The sequence below is a fragment of the Tabrizicola sp. T74 genome, assembly GCF_057219935.1.
Genome location: NZ_JBXVVT010000003.1, coordinates 154,491 through 172,559, shown reverse-complemented (window position 1 = coordinate 172,559; position 18,069 = coordinate 154,491). Strand labels below are relative to the sequence as shown.

Genomic DNA, 18,069 nt, shown 5'->3' with positions numbered 1-18,069 from the left:
TTGTTCCCGTTCACGTCGCGGCTTGGCGCCGCTTTCAAGCAGGACCGACCGCCGGTCAGAATCCCGCCATTTCACACGGCCCTCAAACCATATTAGCTTGCCCGCGACAAGCAAAACCGTAGCGACAAATCGCCCGTCCGATGGCGAGAAGGATTGCCGTGGCCTTCATCAAGCTGACCCTCGTCACCTTCGGCCTGATCTACGGGGTCGCGCTGTCGGGAATGTACCTTTTCCAGCGCGATCTGCAGTATTTCCCGACCCGCCGCGACCCCGCACCGGACGCCGTGGGCCTGGCCGGGGTGACCCGCGTCACGCTCGCCACCCCCGACGGCGAAACGCTGGTCATCTGGCAAAGCCCGGCGCAGGGGGACCGGCCCACGATCCTGTTCCTGCACGGCAACGCGGGAGAGGTCGCCGACCGTGCCGACCGGCAGGCCTTCTACCAGTCGCGCGGGTTTGGCACGGCCTTCCTCAGCTATCGCGGTTATGGCGGCTCGACCGGGCGTCCGACCGAGGCGGGCCTCCTGATCGACGCCAAGACCGCCTACGACCACCTGCGCGGCCAGGGCATCCCGCCTGACCGCATCGTCCTCGTGGGCGAATCTCTCGGTACCGGCCCTGCCGTCCAGACCGCCGCCGCCAATCCCGTCGCGGCCCTGGTGCTGGAGGCGCCCTATTCCGCCGCCGTCGACATCGCCCGCGCGGCCTACCCCTGGATCCCGGTTGGCCTGTTGATGAAGGACCAGTACCGTTCGCGCGACCACATCGCTGCTGTCCGCGCGCCGCTTCTGATCCTGCATGGCGACGATGACCGCGTGATCCCGCCCGGTTTCGGCAAGCGCCTCTACGACGCCGCCCGCGACCCCAAGACCTTCCTATCGCTCGGCCCCGTCGGGCATGAGGCGCTGTTCGACCCTGCCACCTGGGCCGCGGGCGCCGATTTCATCGACCGGACGATCGCGCCTTGACCCTGCCTCTGCGACGGCCCATCTCTGGCGCCTGCCCCACCGAAAGCGCACGCCCATGACCGACGCCCCCTTCCGCCCCTTCGAGTCCCATCTCGACGAAGCCGCAGCCCTTGCCACCCTGCGCGAAGCGACCGCCGGGGCGGATGATGGCGAGCTGTTCCTGGAACGGCGCCGGGCCGAGTCGATCGTGCTGGACGATGGCCGCATCCGGCAGGCGACCTATGATGCAAGCCAGGGCTTCGGCCTCCGCGCCGTCCGGGGCGAAGTCGCAGGCTACGCCCATTCGACCGAGATCACCGAAACCTCCCTTCGCCGCGCCGCGGAAACCGCCCGGCTTGCCGTGGGCGCGGGCGGCGGCACGCTCGCGCCCCCCCCACGCGGCACCAACACCCGGCTTTACCGCCCCGACGACCCGATGGCCGAGGCCGCCTTCCCGGTGAAGATCGATCTTCTCCGCGAAATCGACGCCTATGCCCGCGCGCTTGACCCTCGCGTTGTCCAGGTCTCCGCCACCCTGTCGGCCAGCCTGCAAGAGGTCGAGATCCTCCGCCCCGAAGGCACCCGCCTTGCCGACATCCGCCCGATGGCCCGGATCAACGTCAGTGTGATGGTCGAGGAGAACGGCCGCCGCGAACAGGGTGGCACCGGCCAAGGCGGCCGCCACGGTCTGGCGCAACTCATGTCGCCCGAGACCTGGAAACCGATGATCGCCGAGGCGCTGCGCATCGCCCGCGTCAACCTCGGCGCGGTCGAGGCTCCGGCCGGCGTGATGGACGTCGTCCTCGGCCCCGGCTGGCCCGGCATCCTTCTGCACGAGGCCATCGGCCACGGGTTGGAGGGCGACTTCAACCGCAAGGAAACCTCGGCCTTCGCCGGGCTGATGGGGAAACAGATTGCCTCGAAAGGCGTGACTGTCCTTGATGATGGGACAATCCCCGACCGCCGCGGCTCGATCTCCATCGACGACGAAGGCACACCTTCGGGGAAGAACGTGCTGATCGAAGACGGGGTCCTCGTCGGCTACATGCAGGACCGTCAGAACGCCCGGCTGATGGGCGTGGCCCCCACCGGCAACGGGCGGCGCGAAAGTTTCGCGCATATCCCGATGCCCCGGATGACGAATACCTACATGCTGGCCGGAAACGACGACCCGGCGGGCATCGTCGCCAGCCTTAAGGATGGCATCTATGCCGTGGGCTTCGGCGGAGGCCAGGTCGACATCACCTCTGGCAAGTTCGTGTTCTCCTGCACCGAGGCCTACCGGGTCCGGAACGGGGTCATCGGTGAGGCGGTGAAAGGTGCCACCCTGATCGGCGACGGGGCGACCGCGCTGAAAGGCATCCGCGCCATCGGCAACGATCTGCAGCTCGACCCCGGCATCGGCAACTGCGGCAAGGCGGGGCAATGGGTTCCGGTGGGCGTGGGCCAGCCGACGCTGATGATCCAGGGCCTGACGGTCGGGGGCGCCGCCGCCTGACCCGGGTGCACCCCAAATTTCTTGAGCAAGAAATTTGCCAAAATCCTTACTCAAGGATTTTGCGTCTACCGTCCAAACTTGCCCTTCAGAGCATCGGCGAACGCATTCCCGCCCGACTGCGGCCCCGACTGCATCGGCCCACGCACCGGTTTGCCCGGCCCGGGCGCCCGCTCCCGCGCCTGGTCCTTCGCCGAAGCCCCGCCGTCCGACTTCATCGTCAGCCCGATCCGCTTGCGGGCCACGTCGACCTCGACCACCCGGACCTTGACCACATCCCCGGCCTTCACCACCGCATGCGGGTCCTTCACAAAGCTGTCCGATAGCTGGCTGACATGCACCAGCCCGTCCTGATGTACGCCGATGTCCACAAAGGCCCCGAAGGCCGCGACGTTGGTGACCGTGCCTTCCAGCACCATCCCCGGCCGCAGGTCGGTGATCTCGTCTACCCCGTCGGTGAAGGTCGCCGTCTTGAACGACGGCCGAGGGTCCCGCCCCGGTTTCTCCAGTTCCGACAGGATATCCTTCACCGTCGGCAACCCGAAACGTTCATCCACGAACGCCGCCGGGTTCAGCTTCTTCAATGCCGCCCCATCGCCCATCAGGCTGCGGATGTCCCGCCCGCAGGCCGCGACGATCTTCCGCGCCACATCATAGGCTTCGGGGTGGACAGAGGACGCATCCAGCGGCTCCTTCCCGCCCGTGATCCGCAGGAAGCCCGCCGCCTGCTCAAACGCCTTCGGCCCCAGCCGAGCGACTTTCAAAAGGTCCTTCCGCGTCCCGAAGGGCCCGTTCTGATCCCGATGCGCCACGATGGCCTCAGCGAGCCCCGGCCCGACCCCCGACACCCGTGCCAGAAGGGGGGCGGAGGCTGTGTTCAGGTCCACCCCCACCGCGTTCACCGCATCCTCGACCACCGCATCTAGCGATTTCGCCAGCCGGTGCTGGTCGACATCATGCTGGTACTGGCCAACGCCAATCGCCTTCGGCTCGATCTTCACCAACTCGGCCAAGGGGTCCTGCAGGCGGCGGGCAATCGAGACAGCGCCCCGCAGCGAGACATCCAGCCCCGGAAACTCCTTCGCCGCCAGTTCCGACGCCGAATAGACCGAGGCCCCGGCCTCGCTGACAACCACCTTCACCGGCTTCTCTGCCCCGCCCGGCAGCAGCGCCAGAAGGTCCGCCACCAGCTTCTCGGTCTCGCGGCTGGCGGTCCCGTTGCCGATGGCGATCAGCTTGACCCCGTGCTGCCCGATCAGCCGGGCAATCGACACCTGAGCGCCCTTGAGGTCCAGCTTCGGCTGGAACGGATAGACCGTGTCCGTGGCCACGACCTTGCCCGTCGCATCGACGACCGCGACCTTCACCCCCGTCCGGATGCCCGGATCGAGCCCCATCGTCGCTTTCCCCCCCGCCGGAGCAGCCAACAGCAAGTCCTTCAGGTTCCGCGCAAAGACCCGGATCGCCTCGGCCTCTGCCGCCTCGCGGAGCTCTGCCATCAGGTCCAACGTCAATGAGGTCCTGATCTTTACCCGCCAGGCCCAGGCCGCCGCCTCGCGCAGCCATTTGTCCCCCGCGCCCTGCCCGGAGGCCCCCACCGCCGCCCCGCACGCCCGTTCCGCCGGGCTCTCGCCACGAGGAGCCTCGGCATCGACCTCCAGGTCCAGCGACAGGAATTCCTCGTTCCGCCCGCGAAACATCGCCAGCGCCCGGTGGGACGGCACGCGCCCGAAATCCTCGGTATGCGCGAAGTAGTCCGAAAACTTAGCTCCCGCCACCTCTTTCCCCGGCACCACCTTCGCCGCCAGCTTCCCGGCCTTGCGCATGTGGTCCCGCAACCGGCCCAAGAGCGAAGCATCCTCAGAGAGCCCCTCGGCCAGAATATCCCGCGCGCCTTCCAGCGCGGCCTTGGCGTCGGGGAACCCCTCTGACAGGAACCCGCCCGCCAGGGCCAGCGGGTCGGCCGAACGGTCCCCAAGGATCGCGTCATACAACCCCTGCAAGCCCGCCTCCCGGGCGATCATCGCCTTGGTGCGACGCTTGGGCTTGTAGGGCAGGTAGATGTCCTCCAGCTCCGCCTTCGTCACCGCCTCGGCAATCGCGCGGGCCAGCTCATCCGTCATCTTGCCCTGGGAAGATATCGACTCGGCAATCGCCCCCCGCCGCGCCTCAAGCTCGCGCAGGTAGCCCAGCCGCTCCTCCAACTTCCGCAGCTGGGTGTCGTCCAGTCCCCCCGTCACTTCCTTCCGATAGCGCGCGATGAAGGGCACCGTCGCGCCGCCGTCCAGAAGCTCCACCGCCGCGCTGACCTGCTGGGGGGTCGCCCCGATTTCCGTGGCGATCAGGCGGGGGATCTGGATCAGGCTCATGCGAATCCTCAAAGGTCAGGGGCGGGCACCTTAGCCGCGCCCCCGGGCCGGGTGAAGCCCGCCAGCCAGCCCGTCTACCGCGTCCGGGCCGGGCTTTGGCCGAACCGCTTCTTGTAGGCCTTGGAAAAGCTGGACCGAGAGTTGAACCCCGTCGCCACCGCCACCTCCAGGATCGACAGCGTCGTGTCCGACAAGAGGTCCCGCGCCTCCTCCAGCCTGAGGCCCAGGTAGTATCCCTTGGGCGTCTCCTGCACGACCGACTGGAAAATCCGCTCCAGGTGGCGGGGCGACCGGCCAAAGACCGCGGCCAGCGCGTCGCGGTCCAGCGGCGTCGCGATATTCGCCTGCATCGCCGCGATCACCCGCGCCACCGCCGGATGCCGCGCCAGCATCGGCGCCGGATAGACCTTCTTCTGCGTAGCACTCGCCTCGCGCCGCCGAGAATGCAGGCACATCTCGGCCACCGCATCCGCGAGCTTCGGCCCATGGTCGCGCGTGATCAGCGCCAGCATCAGGTCCACCCCAGCCTCGCCGCCCGCGCAGGAAAAGTGCTTGCGGCCAATGACATAGATCTGCTCAAGCGGCTCCATGTCGAACAGCTCGCGGAAAGCAGGCCGGTTCTCCCAATGCACCGCCGGCGTATCATCGCCCAGAAGCCCCGCCCGCGCCAGCGTATAGGCCCCGGTGCAGACCGCCCCCAACCCCCCGCCCCGCCGGGCATGGTCGCGGAGCCAAGCGAGCACCCGCTTGTCCGCCGCCTGGCTGGCATCCGTCCCCGAACAGACGATGGCCGTCGTCTCGCGGCTGAGCGGTTCCAGCCCCTGGTCCACCTCGACCTTCACTCCGGCGGAACTTTCCACCGGCTGACCGTCCATGCTGACCAGCCGGTAGTTGTACAGCGGCGCTTGCGTCAGCTGGTTGGCAATCCGCAATGGCTCGATGGCCGAACTGAACGCCAAGAGCGTGAACCGCGGCAGCACGAGGAAGGCAAAGTCCCGGGTGACGACGGGACCCTCCAGCCGCACATGCGCCACCCCGCGCGGGATGACGGCGCTGGCGATGGTGAAACCCTGGTCCCGGTCGGCACGGCTCATCTGCGGCACCCCTCTGGGGAAAAATGCGACATCCCCGCTTCTGTGCCGATGCGGCCTCTCTGTCAATCGGTCCCGCCAGCAATGCCAAAGGCCCGGACCTTGCGATCCGGGCCTTCTGCAGGATGGTACCGCCTCCCCGGCTCGAACGGGGGACCCCCAGATCCACAATCTGGTGCTCTAACCAACTGAGCTAAGGCGGCACACGGGGGCGATTTAGCCGCGCTCCCCCCCGAATGCAAGCCTGAATGCAAGCGCCCTCGTCACCCATGCCGGAACGGTTTTTCCTTGCGCCTCGCCCCGCCGCCCGCTACCCCCGCGACATAGCCGGAGTAGCACGAATGGGCATCAACAACCCCAGCGACATCGCCGCCAACCTGCAGATCGGGCCGACCGACGCGGGCATGGTCCGCATCTATGTCGAGGCCGAAGGCGGCATCGAACTGCCCCTCGACTTCGACCCCGAGGAGGCCGAGGAAATCGCCGAGGAACTGCGCGCTGCCGCCGAAGCCGCACGGGCGATGGGCGACCGCCCGGCCCCCAAGCCGAAAAAGCGCTGACGCCGGGCAGGGGCCAAATCTTTTCGAAAAGATCTGCAAATTCCTTCGAAGGAATTTGGCCCGCCCAGCCGGTTGACCGACCACCCCCGCCCCGTCACGATACCGCCGCAACGACCCCGGAGATTCTTCCATGGCTGCAGACGGACCTGCCCCCCAGCCAGATGACGATGACGACGCAGGCGACTGGGGCCCCTTCGGCAAACCCCTGTTCGACGACCCCTCTGCCCGCGCCCTGTCGCGCGTGGGCGTGGTGGATGTCGGCTCGAACTCGGTCCGGATGGTGGTCTTCGACGGCGCGGCGCGCTCGCCCGCCTATTTCTACAACGAAAAGATCATGTGCGGCCTGGGCAAGGGCCTGGCCGAGACCGGCCGCCTGAACCCGCAAGGCAAGGCCCGCGCGCTTGCCGCGCTCAAGCGGTTTTCCCTTCTGGCCAAAGGGATGGACATCAGCCCCTTCACCGTGGTCGCCACCGCCGCCACGCGCGAGGCCGAGGATGGCCCCGAATTCCAGGCCCAGGTCCTGCGCGAGACCGGCCTCAGGCTGCACGTCATCGACGGGGCCGAAGAGGCGCGGTTGTCGGCCCAGGGCGTGCTGCTCGGCTGGCCCGAGGCCCGCGGCATCGTCTGCGACATTGGCGGCAACTCGATGGAACTGGCGCGGATCGGCGGCGGCAAGGTCGGCAAGCGCGTCTCCACGCCCCTCGGTCCCTTCCGCCTGCAGCAGGTCTCGACAGACCCGAGAAGGCGCAAGGCGCATATCGACGCCATCCTTGAAGCAGCCGCCAGGGACATCAAGCCAGACAACGACCGCATCTACCTGGTGGGCGGCAGCTGGCGGGTCATCGCGCGGCTCGACATGGAGCGGCGGAACTACCCGCTGACGGTCTTGCACGAATACCGGATGACGCCCGACGGCCTCCTCGCCACGCTCGACTGGCTGGCCTCGACCGATCTTTCGGCGCTGCGTGGCCGCACCGGCACCAGCGCGGAACGGATGGAGCTTGTGCCCCTCGCCTGCGAGGTCCTGCGCGAAATCATCCGCGTCCTGAAGCCGTCCGAGATCGACGTCTCGGCCTATGGCATCCGCGAGGGGCTTCTCTACGAACAGATGCCGGAAAAGCTCCGCGCCCGCGACCCGCTGATCGAGGCCGCGCGGATGACCGAACTGACCCAGGCCCGTATCCCGGGCTTCGGTAAGAAGCTCTTCACCTTCCTCGAACCCCTCTTCAAAGGTGGGACGCCCGAACGCCTGCGGCTCATCAAGGCAGCCTGCCTTCTGCATGACACCACCTGGCGCGCCCACCCCGACTATCGGGCCGAGGCCTGCTTTGACAACGCGACCCGCGCCAACCTTGGCGGCCTTGACCACCCGGGCCGCGTGTTCCTCGGTCTCGCGCTACTCCACCGCTACAAGAACAGCCGTGCAGGCAGCCGGATGGAGCCACTGTTCCGTCTTTTGTCCGAGGAAGAGATTCAGGAGGCCGAGGCCTTGGGCAAGGCCATGCGCTTCGGCGCGATGTTCTCGATCGGCGATCCGTCCCAGGCCGGAGAGCTGCGCTGGAACCCGAGAAAGCGCCTGCTGACCCTTGCCCTGACCGAAGACGGCATCGGCCTTTTTGGCGAGGTCGCCCAGGCCCGCTTCACCGCCCTTGCGCTGGCCCTGAAGGCCACGACCAGGGTCCAGCCGATGGATGCCGAATGACGCTTGCGCTGGACCATATCGCGGTTTCCGCCGCGACGCTTGAGGCCGGGTCAGCCTGGGTCGAGGCGGCGCTTGGCGTGGCGCCCACGGGCGGCGGCAAGCACCCGCACATGGGCACGCACAACCGTCTGCTGTCCTTGGGCGACCTCTACCTCGAAGTCATCGCCGTCGACCCCACGGCGCCCAAACCTGCCCATCCCCGCTGGTTCGACCTTGACCACTTCCGTGGCCCTCCGCGCCTGACGAACTGGATCTGTCGGACTGACGACCTCGACGCGGCCCTCGCCGCCGCACCGCCCGGCATGGGCACCGCCACCGACCTTCAGCGCGGCGACTACCGCTGGCGCTTTGCGGTCCCCGCCTCGGGCCGCCTGCCCTTCGACGACTGCCACCCCGCGCTGATCCAGTGGCAGGGCGAGCTGCACCCGACGAAATCGCTGCGTGACCACGGCATCCGCCTGACCGGCCTGCAGGTCACCCACCCCGAGGCCCCCGCCCTCCGCGCCGCGCTGAAGGGCCTGTCCGACCCCCGCGTCACGGTCGAACACGGGCCTTACCGCTCGATCCGCGCCACATTCGACACGCCGCACGGCCCCCGCGTCCTGACATGATCCGCCCCGCCACGGCCGCCGACGCCCCGGCCCTTGTCGCGCTTCTGAACCACTGGATCCTGAACACCGCCGTCACCTTCAACCCGGTCCCGAAGACCGAAGCCGACATCCTTGCCATGATCGCCACCAAGGCCGCCGACGGCCATGCCTTCCTGGTGGCCGAGGACGCAGGCACCGTGATCGGCCAGGCCAGCTACGGCCAGTTCCGCGGCGGCGCCGGGTATCGGACCTGCATGGAGCATTCGATCTCCCTCCTGCCCGACGCACCCCGCCAGGGCCTTGGCCGCGCGCTTCTGACTGCCATCGAGGACCACGCCCGCACCCAGGGCGCGCACCAGATGATCGCCGGCGTCTCGGGCGAGAACCCCGACGGCCAGGCCTTTCACGCCCGCATGGGATACCGGCACATCGCCACGGTCCCGCAGGCCGGCTTCAAGTTCGGCCGCTACATCGACCTTGTGCTGATGCAGAAATTCCTCTGACATCCGCCCCACTGCCCGCTATTCTCCCCCCATGTCGATCTGGACCCGCATAACCGAGGCCCTCGCCGCCCTTGTCCAGGGCGAACCCCTTTCCGTGGTCTTCGACCGCTTGCGCAACGACCCCTCGCCCGAACAGTCCATCGGCTTCACCATCGCCGTCCTTGCCCTTGGCGCAAAGATGGCCAAGGCCGACGGCACCGTCACCCGGGACGAGGTCACGGCCTTCCGCCGCATCTTCACCTTCCCCGAGGGCGAAGAGGAACACGCCGCCCGCGTCTACAACCTTGCGCGCCAGGACGTCGCGGGCTTTGACGCCTATGCCCGCAAGATCGCGCGGCTCTTCAACCCCGACGGCCACCGGATCTGCGCCGACGACCACCACGTCCTGGTCGACATCCTTGAGGCGCTGTTCCAGATCGCTATTGCCGACGGCTCCTACCACCCCGGCGAAGACGCCTTCCTTGCCCATGTCGCCGACGAATTCGGCCTGGACGACCGCTGCTTCAACATCGTCCGCTCGCGCCTTGTCGAAGGCGCCCCCCGCGATCCTTACGACGTCCTGGGCCTGCCCGGCACTGCCACCAAGGACCAAGCCCGCAAGGCCTGGAAGGACCTCGTCCGCGACACCCACCCCGACGTCCTGCAATCTCGCGGCATCCCGCCCGAGGCGATGAAACTTGCCGAACGCCGGTTGCAGCTGATCAACGAGGCCTGGCGCGAAATCAGCGCGAAAGAGGCGGCATGACCGGGCGGGCCCTGCGCCTTGCGACCTACAATGTCGAATGGTTCAACGCGCTCTTCGACAACCACGGCCGGATGCTCGATGACCGTGAGCCCTCGACCCGCTACAAGACCACCCGGGGCGAACAGCTTGCCGCACTGGCCATCGTCTTCTCTGCGCTCGATGCCGACGGCATCACCATCATCGAGGCACCTGACACCAACGGCAAGCGTTCGACCGTCAAGGCCCTGGAAACCTTCGCCAAGGCCGCAGGACTGCGCGCCCGCAAGGCTCTGATCGGCTATCCCTCGGAAACCGAACAGGAAATCGCCTTTCTTTACGACCCTGACCGCCTGACGGTGCGCCACGACCCGCAGGGTCACCCCGCCACCACCCAGGGATCGCCCGACGCGCCGCGCTTCGACACAACCTTCCGCTACGATCTTGATGCCGACAACGTCTTCGAATCCATCCGCTTCTCGAAGCCGCCCCTGGAACTTGCGGTGACCACCAAAAGCGGCCAGCACCTGCGGCTGATCGGCGTCCATGCCAAGTCGAAGAACCCCTACGGCGCCATCGGGCGCGAGGCACAGATCCGGCTCTCCATCGAGAACCGCCGCAAGCAGCTTGCCCAGTGCCTCTGGCTGCGGCAACGGGTCGACATGCATCTGGATCAGGGCGACAGCCTGATCGTCATGGGCGATTTCAACGACGGCCCCGGCATCGACGAATTCGAAAAGCTCTTCGGCCATTCCGGCGTCGAGATCGTGCTCGGCACCGGCCCGGACCCTGAACGGCACCTGACCGACCCGCATGCCGCCATGGCGATCCAAAGCAAGATCAGCGGCGTGACCCCGACCACCGCCCGCTTCTACCTTGCCCCGCAGAAGCGCTACTTCGAGGCGCTGCTTGATTTCATCATGGTATCGCCCGACCTTGCCGCCCGGTCCCCCGACTGGCGCATCTGGCATCCGTTCAACGACCCCCGGATCATGGAAGTCCCCGAACTGCGCGAGGCGCTGTTGCAGGCCTCGGATCATTTCCCGGTGACCATCGACGTGGCCGAGATGTGATTTGAAAACCCGCCCCCCCTTCCCCATATTGGGGACATGAGACTTGCCCTCGCCCTTTGCCTGATTGCCGTTCCGGCCCTGGCCGAAGAACCATCCGTCACACCTGATGCGGACAGCGAAGGCTTCAGCCTGATGGAAGAGGGCATGAAGCTGGTCATGCGCGGCATGATGCAGGAAATGCAGCCCGCGATCGACGAAATGGGCAAGGCGCTGGAAGAGGCCGGCCCCGCGCTGGAAGGCCTCGGTGCCGAGATCGGCCCCAAGCTGCGCCAGCTGATCACCATGATCGACGACATCCGCAACTATGACGCGCCGATCATGCTGCCGAACGGCGACATCCTGATCCGCCGCAACGCGCCCCTGGTGCCAAAGGCCGACGACCTGCCCCAGCCCGGCCCGAATGGCGAGATCGAGCTTTAGGGTCGACAACCCTCAGTTGCAGACATTCGCATAGGTCCTTGTGATCTTCCTCCGGCGTCTTGAAACGGCCCGGTGTGCTTCCCACGTCAGGGTTAACGCGGCCTTCCGACAGCGCCAACAGGGCTGCGGCGGGCTGGCACAGCGACAAAAGGATCCCTGCCACAACCCGACCGGAAAGCTTGCGCCATGTCCCCATCCGCAGACTGCTGTCCCCTGTGCGAGACGTCGACCTCTGCCTTGCGGCCCTGGTTGACGATGCCCATCGACGTCAAGAAACGGGGGGCACCGGTGGGCAGCGGCGCTTTGGTCTGGTGCGATGCCTGCGATCTTGGCACCACGCGGACACAGCCTGACGACGCCGCCCTTTCCTCAGCCTATGAGCTTTCGGCCTATTACACGCATGGCGGCTCGCACATGGTCGACGTACCCGCCGGCCTGATCGACCGGGTCCTGGTCAAGGCCGCCTACCTGCGCGACAGCGGCCGCCTGATGGACCGCGAGGGTCTCTTGCGGCGGGCGCCCGGGGCGCGGTCGGTCTTGGACATCGGTTGTGGCAACGGCGATTTCCTGGCCGCGATGGCGGGCGATGGCCGCAGGCTGGTCGCCATCGAACCCGACCCGGGCGCCCGCGCCGTGGCCGCGGCCAAGGGGTTGGAGGTACTACCCGGTAGTGCCGAAGAGCCACCGCCCGAACTGGCGGGACAGTCCTTCGACCTCATCACCATGACCCATGTCCTGGAACATTGCCGCGATCCGCTGCGCGCCTTGCGCAACGTCCGCGACCTCCTCAGGCCCAACGGTGTGTTCTATTGCGAGGTGCCGAACTGTGGGGCCACCTATTTCCGGACGCTGGCGCAGATCTCCGAAATGCTGGATGTGCCGCGGCACCTGCACTTCTTCACCACGGACTCGCTGACCGGATTGTGCCGGAAGGCGGGGCTGCAGGTCTTCGACCACAACTACCACGGCTATACCCGGCATTTCACCGCCAGCTGGCGCGGCTGGGAAAACAGCATTCACACCATGCTGGCCGAGCGTGGCGTGGCAAGCCCCAGCCGCACCCCGCTGAACTCCTTCGCACTCCTCGCCCGCTCGGCCTGGGCGGCGCCCGGGCGCAAGTACGACTGCCTCGGCATCTTCGCGCGTGTGGCCCCGGCGTAAAGGTCTCGTGCCGGGACCATGCCCGTCCGGGTGTTGGTTAACACCACCTGAACGCCCACAGCCAAGCCCTTGATTTCCCTCGCACCGGCAGGGCTGTCCTGCGTGGACAACTACCCTCTGGCCGCACGGATCAGGTCCAGGATCTCCTTCGCCGCCGCCGGGATGTTGGTGCCGGGTCCGAAGATCGCCTTCACCCCGGCGGCCTTCAGGAAATCATAGTCCTGCTGCGGAATGACCCCCCCGCAGATGACCAGGATATCCCCGGCCCCCCGCTCCCGCAGCACCTCGATCAGCTTCGGCGCGAGGGTCTTGTGCCCCGCCGCCTGGCTGGAAATCCCGATCACATGCACGTCGTTATCAATCGCATCCTGCGCCGCTTCCTCCGGCGTCTGGAACAGGGGCCCCACATCCACATCGAACCCGATGTCGGCGAAGGCCGTGGCGATCACCTTCGCCCCCCGGTCATGCCCGTCCTGGCCCATCTTCACGACCAGCATCCGCGGCCGCCGCCCTTCGGCCTCGGCGAAGGCCTCGACGTCCTTCTGGATCTGCTGGAACCCCGCGTCGCCCTCATAGGCCGCGCCGTAGACCCCGGCCAGTGTCTTCACCTCGGCCCGATGCCGCCCGAACACCTTTTCCATCGCGTCAGAAATCTCCCCGACCGAGGCCCGTGCCCGGGCTGCCTCCACCGCCGCTTCCAGAAGGTTGCCACCCTCCCCGGCCCGACGCGTCAATTCCGCCAGCGCCGCCTGCACCCGGCCCTCGTCGCGCGAGGCCCGCACCGCCTTCAACCGCGCGACCTGGGCCTCGCGGACCGCCATGTTGTCGATGTCCAGGATGTCGATCGGGTCTTCCTGGTCCTTGCGGTACTTGTTGACCCCGACGATCACCTCTTCGCCCCGGTCGATCATCGCCTGCCGCCGGGCGGCCGACTCCTCGATCCGCAGCTTCGGCATCCCCGAGGCCACCGCCTTGGTCATGCCCCCCATCGCCTCGACTTCCTCGATCAGCTTCCAGGCCTCCTCGGCCAGCTGATTGGTCAGGCTCTCGACATAGTAGGACCCCGCCAACGGATCGACGACATGGGTGATCCCCGTCTCCTCCTGCAACACCAGCTGCGTATTCCGGGCAATCCGCGCTGCAAATTCCGTCGGCAAGGCAATCGCCTCATCCAGCGCGTTCGTATGCAGCGACTGCGTCCCCCCCAGCACTGCCGCCATCGCCTCATAGGCCGTGCGGATGACGTTGTTGTAGGGGTCCTGCTCTTGAAGACTGACCCCGGAGGTCTGGCAATGGGTCCGCAGCATCAGGGAGGACGTCTTCTTCGCCCCGAACCCGCTCATGATCCGGTGCCACAGCATCCGCGCGGCGCGGAGCTTGGCCACCTCCATGAAGAAGTTCATCCCGATGGCAAAGAAGAACGACAAGCGCCCGGCGAAATCGTCGACGTCCATCCCGCGTGCCAGGGCGGCCTGCACGTATTCCTTCCCGTCGGCCAGCGTGAACGCGAGCTCCTGCACAAGGTTCGCGCCCGCCTCCTGCATGTGATAGCCGCTGATCGAGATCGAGTTGAACTTCGGCATCTCGCGGGACGTATATTCGATGATGTCCGCGATGATCCGCATCGAAGGTTCGGGCGGATAGATGTAGGTGTTCCGCACCATGAATTCCTTCAGGATGTCGTTCTGGATCGTCCCCGACAGGTCCGCCCGCGCCACCCCCTGCTCTTCCCCCGCCACGATGAACGACGCCAGGATCGGGATCACCGCCCCGTTCATCGTCATGGACACGCTGATCTTTTCCAGCGGGATGCCGTCGAAGAGGATCTTCATGTCCTCGACGCTGTCGATCGCGACCCCCGCCTTCCCCACGTCTCCCACCACGCGCGGATGGTCGCTGTCATAACCCCGATGCGTCGCCAGGTCGAAGGCGACCGACACCCCCTGCTGCCCCCCGGCCAGCGCCTTGCGATAAAACGCATTCGACTCCTCGGCGGTAGAAAACCCCGCATACTGCCGGATCGTCCAGGGCCGCCCGGCATACATCGTCGCCCGGACGCCCCGGGTGAACGGCGCCACGCCCGGCAATTCGCCCATCTGCGGCAGGCCCGCCACGTCCGCCGCGGTGTACAGCGGCTTGACCGTGATCCCCTCCAGCGTCTGCCAGTTCAGGCTCTCCGGGCCCTTGCCCTTGAGCTCCTTCGAGGCCAGCGCCTCCCACTGCTTCAGGTCCGCCATCACACTCTCCATTCCGCGACGCCTGCGCGCTTGGGCTTTTGCGAAAGGCCGCCTATATCAAGCCCATGAACACCGTCGCCCATCGTCCTTTGGTTGCCGCCCAGGCCCTTGTCCTCGCCGCGCTTCTTTCCGTTTCGGCCCGCGCCGAAGAGGTTGTCACCTTTGCTCCGATCGCCGCCGCCGAGGTGATCGAAAGCGATCTCCTCTATGTGCTGCGACCGGTGATCGTCTTTGCTGACAGTCCCAACGACCCGGCATTTGTCCGTCAGCTTGAGTTGCTGGCCCGCTATCATGATGAGCTTGCCGCACGCGACGTGGTCCTGATCCTCGACACCGACCCCGCGAACCCTTCGGCGCTGCGCAAGAAACTGCGCCCCAGGGGCTTTTCGCTGGTCTTGATGGACAAGGACTGGAAGCCCTCGATACGCAAACCCCTGCCCTGGGAAGGGCGCGAGATCATCAATTCCATCGACAAGATGCCCATCGCCCGCAACGAGGCCTTGGAGCGGAACCCCGCCGGTCGGTAAAGCCCCGGACTTCTTGAGAATTCCGGACCGGAGCCTTCGAAGGCTCCGTTGCGATTTCTTCGAAGAAATCGGCCCAGGCCCGACCGGCGTGCCATCACTCGAACTCCATGATGACGTCGTCGACCTTCAGACTGGCGCCCGCGCTGGCCTTGATCTTCTTGACCACGCCCTTGCGTTCGGCCTTCAGGATGTTCTCCATCTTCATCGCCTCGACAGTCGCCAGCGCCTGGCCCTCCTGCACCTCGTCGCCCTCGGCCACCGCAATCTTCACCACCAGCCCTGGCATCGGGCAAAGCAGGTACTTCGACGTATCCGGCGGCGCCTTTTCCAGCATCAGGCCCGCCAGCGCCTTCTGACGCGGGGTCTGGACATGGACCTTCAGGTCCGCGCCGCGCAGCCGCATGCGGAAGCCCATCGGAATCTTGCCGACCTTGACCGCCAGCGTCTCGCCCTCGATCCAGAGCCGCGCGAGCGGTTGCCCTGGCGTCCAATCGCTTTCGACCCGTAGGCTCGTCCCGTCTACAAAGCTGACAGTGGAGCCGTTGTGGTCCGCCGCAACCTGCACCGCGAACTCGGACCCGCCCAGCGTCACCACCCAGTCATCGCCAACCCGGCGGGTGTGGTTGTCCATCGTGCCGGAAATCCGCGTGCGCCGGATTTCCGCGACCCGGTTCATCGCCGCCGCGGCAGCCGCCACGCGCCGCAGAAGGCTCGCGTCCAGAGTGGCCCCAGTGAAGCCGCCCTCGTATTCCTCAGCGATGAAGGCGGTGGTGATGTTGCCGCTGGTAAAGCGCGGGTGGTCCATCACAGCCGAACAGAACGGCAGGTTGTGGCCGATCCCCTCGACCTCGAAGGTATCCAGCGCCAGCCGCATCTCCTCGATCGCATCCGCCCGCGTCGGCCCCCAGGTGCAAAGCTTGGCGATCATCGGGTCGTAGAACATGCTGATCTCGCCGCCCTCGTAGACGCCGGTATCGTTGCGCACGATCCCGCCGCGTTCGGTCTTGCCTTCGACCGGGGGCCGGTAGCGGGTCAGGCGGCCAATGGAGGGCAGGAAGTTCCGGTACGGGTCCTCGGCATAGAGGCGGGATTCCATCGCCCAGCCGTTGATCTTGAGATCCTGTTGCTTGAAGGGCAGCGGCTCGCCATTGGCGACGCGGATCATCTGTTCGACGAGGTCCACGCCGGTGATCAGCTCCGTCACCGGATGCTCGACCTGCAAACGCGTATTCATTTCAAGGAAGTAGAAGTTGCGGTTGCCATCGACGATAAACTCCACCGTCCCGGCGCTGGTATAGCCCACCGCCTTCGCCAAGGCGCAGGCCTGTTCACCCATCGCCTTGCGGGTGGCTTCGTCCAGGAAGGGCGAGGGCGCCTCTTCGATCACCTTCTGGTTCCGCCGCTGGATCGAGCATTCGCGTTCATGCAGGTAGACGCAGTTGCCGTGCTTATCGGCCAGCACCTGGATTTCGATATGGCGCGGCTGGGTCACGAACTTCTCAATGAAGATCCGGTCGTCGCCAAACGACGCCGCCGCCTCGTTCTTCGAGGACTGGAAGCCCTCGCGCGCCTCGGCATCGTTCCAGGCGATCCGCATCCCCTTGCCGCCGCCGCCGGCGCTGGCCTTGATCATCACCGGATAGCCGATCTGCGCGCTGATCTTCACCGCCTCGTCCGCGTCGGCGATCAGGCCCATGTAGCCGGGGACTGTGCTGACGCCCGCCTCCTGCGCGATCTTCTTACTGGTGATCTTGTCCCCCATCGCCTCGATGGCAGGCGAAGGCGGCCCCACGAACACCACCCCCGCCGCCTCCAGCGCCGCGGCGAAGTTGCGGTTTTCCGACAGGAAACCATAGCCCGGATGCACCGCCTGCGCGCCCGTGGCCTTGATCGCCGCCATGATCTTGTCGATGACGATATAGCTTTGCGCGGCTGGGGGCGGCCCGATATGCACCGCCTCATCCGCCATCTGCACATGCAGCGCATTGCGGTCGGCGTCGGAATAGACCGCCACCGTCTTGATCCCCATCTTGCGCGCGGTCTTGATCACGCGGCAGGCGATCTCGCCCCGGTTGGCGATCAGGATCTTGTCAAACATCGGCTCCCCCCAGTCGGAATGCAAAAGGACCACCCGGGCGGTCGGCCCGGATGGTCCTTGAATGGTGTTCGGCCCGCCCGAAGGCGGTTACGTCAGTAGCCCGAGTTGCAGGGCGGCAGGCCCAGCTCGATGCCGCAGGTTGCAAGTCCGGCCATGCCGCCAAGCGCGGCGCCTGCCAACATGTTTTCATCCAGCGCATCGGCGACCAGCGCGCCAGCAGCCGCACCGGCCATGCCGCGCGTTGCCGGGTCCTGCATGCAACCGGCCAGAGTCGTGGAAAGGATGGCGAAGACGATAAGCGACTTCCGCATTTGGTACTGCCTCGTTTGGTTGTTGTTATTGTGCGGGATTCTACCGCAAGATCACGGATTTGGAAGCAGTTTCTATCGCCCTTCACGACCCCGGCATCCGACGCCCGCCGGACAAGGATCGGTCCGGCCTGGGACGGGCCGGACCGAATAGAAGGGGAAGGGTAACAACGTAGACTGCGCAGGCCCCGGTTGGACAGCCGGAGGTGCGCAAGGAAACAATGGCGCCACGATCCGCCCATTGCAAATCCATTGAAAACAACCGCC

General features: G+C 66.6%; 16 protein-coding genes and 1 tRNA gene. 11 read left to right on the top strand and 6 right to left on the bottom strand.

Features of this window, described 5'->3' with window-relative positions:
* The first annotated feature begins 158 nt into the window (after nt 1-158).
* Nucleotides 159-968 (top strand): alpha/beta hydrolase, encoded by an 810-nt coding sequence (locus AC2EAL_RS10300; protein ID WP_484724126.1) that lies wholly within the window; start codon nt 159-161, stop codon nt 966-968.
* 55 nt (nt 969-1,023) lie between these two features.
* Nucleotides 1,024-2,445, top strand: coding sequence for a metalloprotease TldD (gene tldD / locus AC2EAL_RS10295; RefSeq protein WP_484724125.1), 1,422 nt, complete (start codon nt 1,024-1,026; stop codon nt 2,443-2,445).
* A 65-nt stretch (nt 2,446-2,510) separates the two neighbouring features.
* Here the strand turns inward: tldD and AC2EAL_RS10290 are convergent, their stop codons facing one another.
* The 3 genes from AC2EAL_RS10290 to AC2EAL_RS10280 all read right to left on the bottom strand — a co-directional run bounded on the left by AC2EAL_RS10290 (nt 2,511) and on the right by AC2EAL_RS10280 (nt 6,105).
* Entirely contained in the window at nt 2,511-4,811 is a 2,301-nt protein-coding gene (locus AC2EAL_RS10290; RefSeq protein WP_484724124.1) for a Tex family protein, read from the bottom strand.
* Between the two features lie 74 nt (nt 4,812-4,885).
* Nucleotides 4,886-5,905 (bottom strand): GlxA family transcriptional regulator, encoded by a 1,020-nt coding sequence (locus tag AC2EAL_RS10285; RefSeq protein ID WP_484724123.1) that lies wholly within the window; start codon nt 5,903-5,905, stop codon nt 4,886-4,888.
* Nucleotides 5,906-6,028: 123 nt separating this feature from the next.
* A tRNA-His gene (locus tag AC2EAL_RS10280) sits at nt 6,029-6,105 on the bottom strand.
* A 138-nt stretch (nt 6,106-6,243) separates the two neighbouring features.
* Here AC2EAL_RS10280 and AC2EAL_RS10275 point away from each other — a divergent pair.
* The 8 genes from AC2EAL_RS10275 to AC2EAL_RS10240 all read left to right on the top strand — a co-directional run bounded on the left by AC2EAL_RS10275 (nt 6,244) and on the right by AC2EAL_RS10240 (nt 12,632).
* Entirely contained in the window at nt 6,244-6,462 is a 219-nt protein-coding gene (locus AC2EAL_RS10275) for a DUF6324 family protein (RefSeq protein ID WP_484724122.1), read from the top strand.
* A 130-nt stretch (nt 6,463-6,592) separates the two neighbouring features.
* Nucleotides 6,593-8,164 carry a Ppx/GppA family phosphatase gene (locus AC2EAL_RS10270; protein ID WP_484724121.1) on the top strand — a complete coding sequence of 524 codons (1,572 nt, stop codon included), beginning with the start codon at nt 6,593-6,595 and terminating at the stop codon, nt 8,162-8,164.
* Entirely contained in the window at nt 8,161-8,775 is a 615-nt protein-coding gene (locus tag AC2EAL_RS10265; RefSeq protein WP_484724120.1) for a VOC family protein, read from the top strand. The genes AC2EAL_RS10270 and AC2EAL_RS10265 overlap by 4 nt, the downstream gene beginning before the upstream one ends.
* Nucleotides 8,772-9,257, top strand: coding sequence for a GNAT family N-acetyltransferase (locus AC2EAL_RS10260; protein ID WP_484724119.1), 486 nt, complete (start codon nt 8,772-8,774; stop codon nt 9,255-9,257). The genes AC2EAL_RS10265 and AC2EAL_RS10260 overlap by 4 nt, the downstream gene beginning before the upstream one ends.
* Nucleotides 9,258-9,288: 31 nt before the next feature.
* A complete protein-coding gene (locus AC2EAL_RS10255) occupies nt 9,289-10,002 on the top strand; it encodes a TerB family tellurite resistance protein (protein ID WP_484724118.1) in 714 nt (237 codons plus the stop codon).
* Nucleotides 9,999-11,051 carry an endonuclease/exonuclease/phosphatase family protein gene (locus AC2EAL_RS10250; RefSeq protein WP_484724117.1) on the top strand — a complete coding sequence of 351 codons (1,053 nt, stop codon included), beginning with the start codon at nt 9,999-10,001 and terminating at the stop codon, nt 11,049-11,051. Before AC2EAL_RS10255 ends, AC2EAL_RS10250 begins: the two co-directional genes overlap by 4 nt.
* Nucleotides 11,052-11,087: 36 nt before the next feature.
* The gene (locus AC2EAL_RS10245) at nt 11,088-11,471 is read left to right on the top strand and encodes an AAA+ family ATPase (RefSeq protein WP_484724116.1); all 384 of its coding nucleotides are present in this window, start codon (nt 11,088-11,090) and stop codon (nt 11,469-11,471) included.
* Nucleotides 11,472-11,726: 255 nt separating this feature from the next.
* Nucleotides 11,727-12,632 (top strand): class I SAM-dependent methyltransferase, encoded by a 906-nt coding sequence (locus AC2EAL_RS10240; protein ID WP_484724115.1) that lies wholly within the window; start codon nt 11,727-11,729, stop codon nt 12,630-12,632.
* A 110-nt stretch (nt 12,633-12,742) separates the two neighbouring features.
* On the opposite strand, the gene scpA is transcribed toward AC2EAL_RS10240, so the two are convergent.
* Nucleotides 12,743-14,869 carry a methylmalonyl-CoA mutase gene (scpA, locus tag AC2EAL_RS10235; protein ID WP_484724114.1) on the bottom strand — a complete coding sequence of 709 codons (2,127 nt, stop codon included), beginning with the start codon at nt 14,867-14,869 and terminating at the stop codon, nt 12,743-12,745.
* A gap of 65 nt (nt 14,870-14,934) precedes the next feature.
* On the opposite strand from scpA, the gene AC2EAL_RS10230 reads away from it, so the two are divergent.
* The gene (locus AC2EAL_RS10230) at nt 14,935-15,396 is read left to right on the top strand and encodes a DUF4174 domain-containing protein (RefSeq protein WP_484724113.1); all 462 of its coding nucleotides are present in this window, start codon (nt 14,935-14,937) and stop codon (nt 15,394-15,396) included.
* Between the two features lie 94 nt (nt 15,397-15,490).
* Here AC2EAL_RS10230 and AC2EAL_RS10225 read toward each other — a convergent pair whose 3' ends face one another.
* Nucleotides 15,491-17,494, bottom strand: a complete 2,004-nt coding sequence (locus tag AC2EAL_RS10225) for an acetyl-CoA carboxylase biotin carboxylase subunit (protein WP_484724112.1) — start codon at nt 17,492-17,494, stop codon at nt 15,491-15,493.
* 92 nt (nt 17,495-17,586) lie between these two features.
* Nucleotides 17,587-17,805 carry a hypothetical protein gene (locus AC2EAL_RS10220; protein ID WP_484724111.1) on the bottom strand — a complete coding sequence of 73 codons (219 nt, stop codon included), beginning with the start codon at nt 17,803-17,805 and terminating at the stop codon, nt 17,587-17,589.
* Between the last annotated feature and the right edge of the window lie 264 nt (nt 17,806-18,069).

What these genes read in the sequence shown, in the direction of transcription:
- AC2EAL_RS10265 (WP_484724120.1), top strand. Translation starts at nt 8,161, where the DNA reads ATGACGCTTGCGCTGGACCATATCGCGGTTTCCGCCGCGACGCTTGAG.
- AC2EAL_RS10245 (WP_484724116.1), top strand. Translation starts at nt 11,088, where the DNA reads ATGAGACTTGCCCTCGCCCTTTGCCTGATTGCCGTTCCGGCCCTGGCC.
- AC2EAL_RS10275 (WP_484724122.1), top strand. Translation starts at nt 6,244, where the DNA reads ATGGGCATCAACAACCCCAGCGACATCGCCGCCAACCTGCAGATCGGG.
- AC2EAL_RS10285 (WP_484724123.1), bottom strand. Translation starts at nt 5,905, where the DNA reads ATGAGCCGTGCCGACCGGGACCAGGGTTTCACCATCGCCAGCGCCGTC.
- AC2EAL_RS10260 (WP_484724119.1), top strand. Translation starts at nt 8,772, where the DNA reads ATGATCCGCCCCGCCACGGCCGCCGACGCCCCGGCCCTTGTCGCGCTT.
- AC2EAL_RS10230 (WP_484724113.1), top strand. Translation starts at nt 14,935, where the DNA reads ATGAACACCGTCGCCCATCGTCCTTTGGTTGCCGCCCAGGCCCTTGTC.
- AC2EAL_RS10220 (WP_484724111.1), bottom strand. Translation starts at nt 17,805, where the DNA reads ATGCGGAAGTCGCTTATCGTCTTCGCCATCCTTTCCACGACTCTGGCC.
- AC2EAL_RS10270 (WP_484724121.1), top strand. Translation starts at nt 6,593, where the DNA reads ATGGCTGCAGACGGACCTGCCCCCCAGCCAGATGACGATGACGACGCA.
- AC2EAL_RS10290 (WP_484724124.1), bottom strand. Translation starts at nt 4,811, where the DNA reads ATGAGCCTGATCCAGATCCCCCGCCTGATCGCCACGGAAATCGGGGCG.
- AC2EAL_RS10225 (WP_484724112.1), bottom strand. Translation starts at nt 17,494, where the DNA reads ATGTTTGACAAGATCCTGATCGCCAACCGGGGCGAGATCGCCTGCCGC.
- AC2EAL_RS10240 (WP_484724115.1), top strand. Translation starts at nt 11,727, where the DNA reads ATGCCCATCGACGTCAAGAAACGGGGGGCACCGGTGGGCAGCGGCGCT.
- scpA (WP_484724114.1), bottom strand. Translation starts at nt 14,869, where the DNA reads ATGGCGGACCTGAAGCAGTGGGAGGCGCTGGCCTCGAAGGAGCTCAAG.
- AC2EAL_RS10250 (WP_484724117.1), top strand. Translation starts at nt 9,999, where the DNA reads ATGACCGGGCGGGCCCTGCGCCTTGCGACCTACAATGTCGAATGGTTC.
- AC2EAL_RS10255 (WP_484724118.1), top strand. Translation starts at nt 9,289, where the DNA reads ATGTCGATCTGGACCCGCATAACCGAGGCCCTCGCCGCCCTTGTCCAG.
- tldD (WP_484724125.1), top strand. Translation starts at nt 1,024, where the DNA reads ATGACCGACGCCCCCTTCCGCCCCTTCGAGTCCCATCTCGACGAAGCC.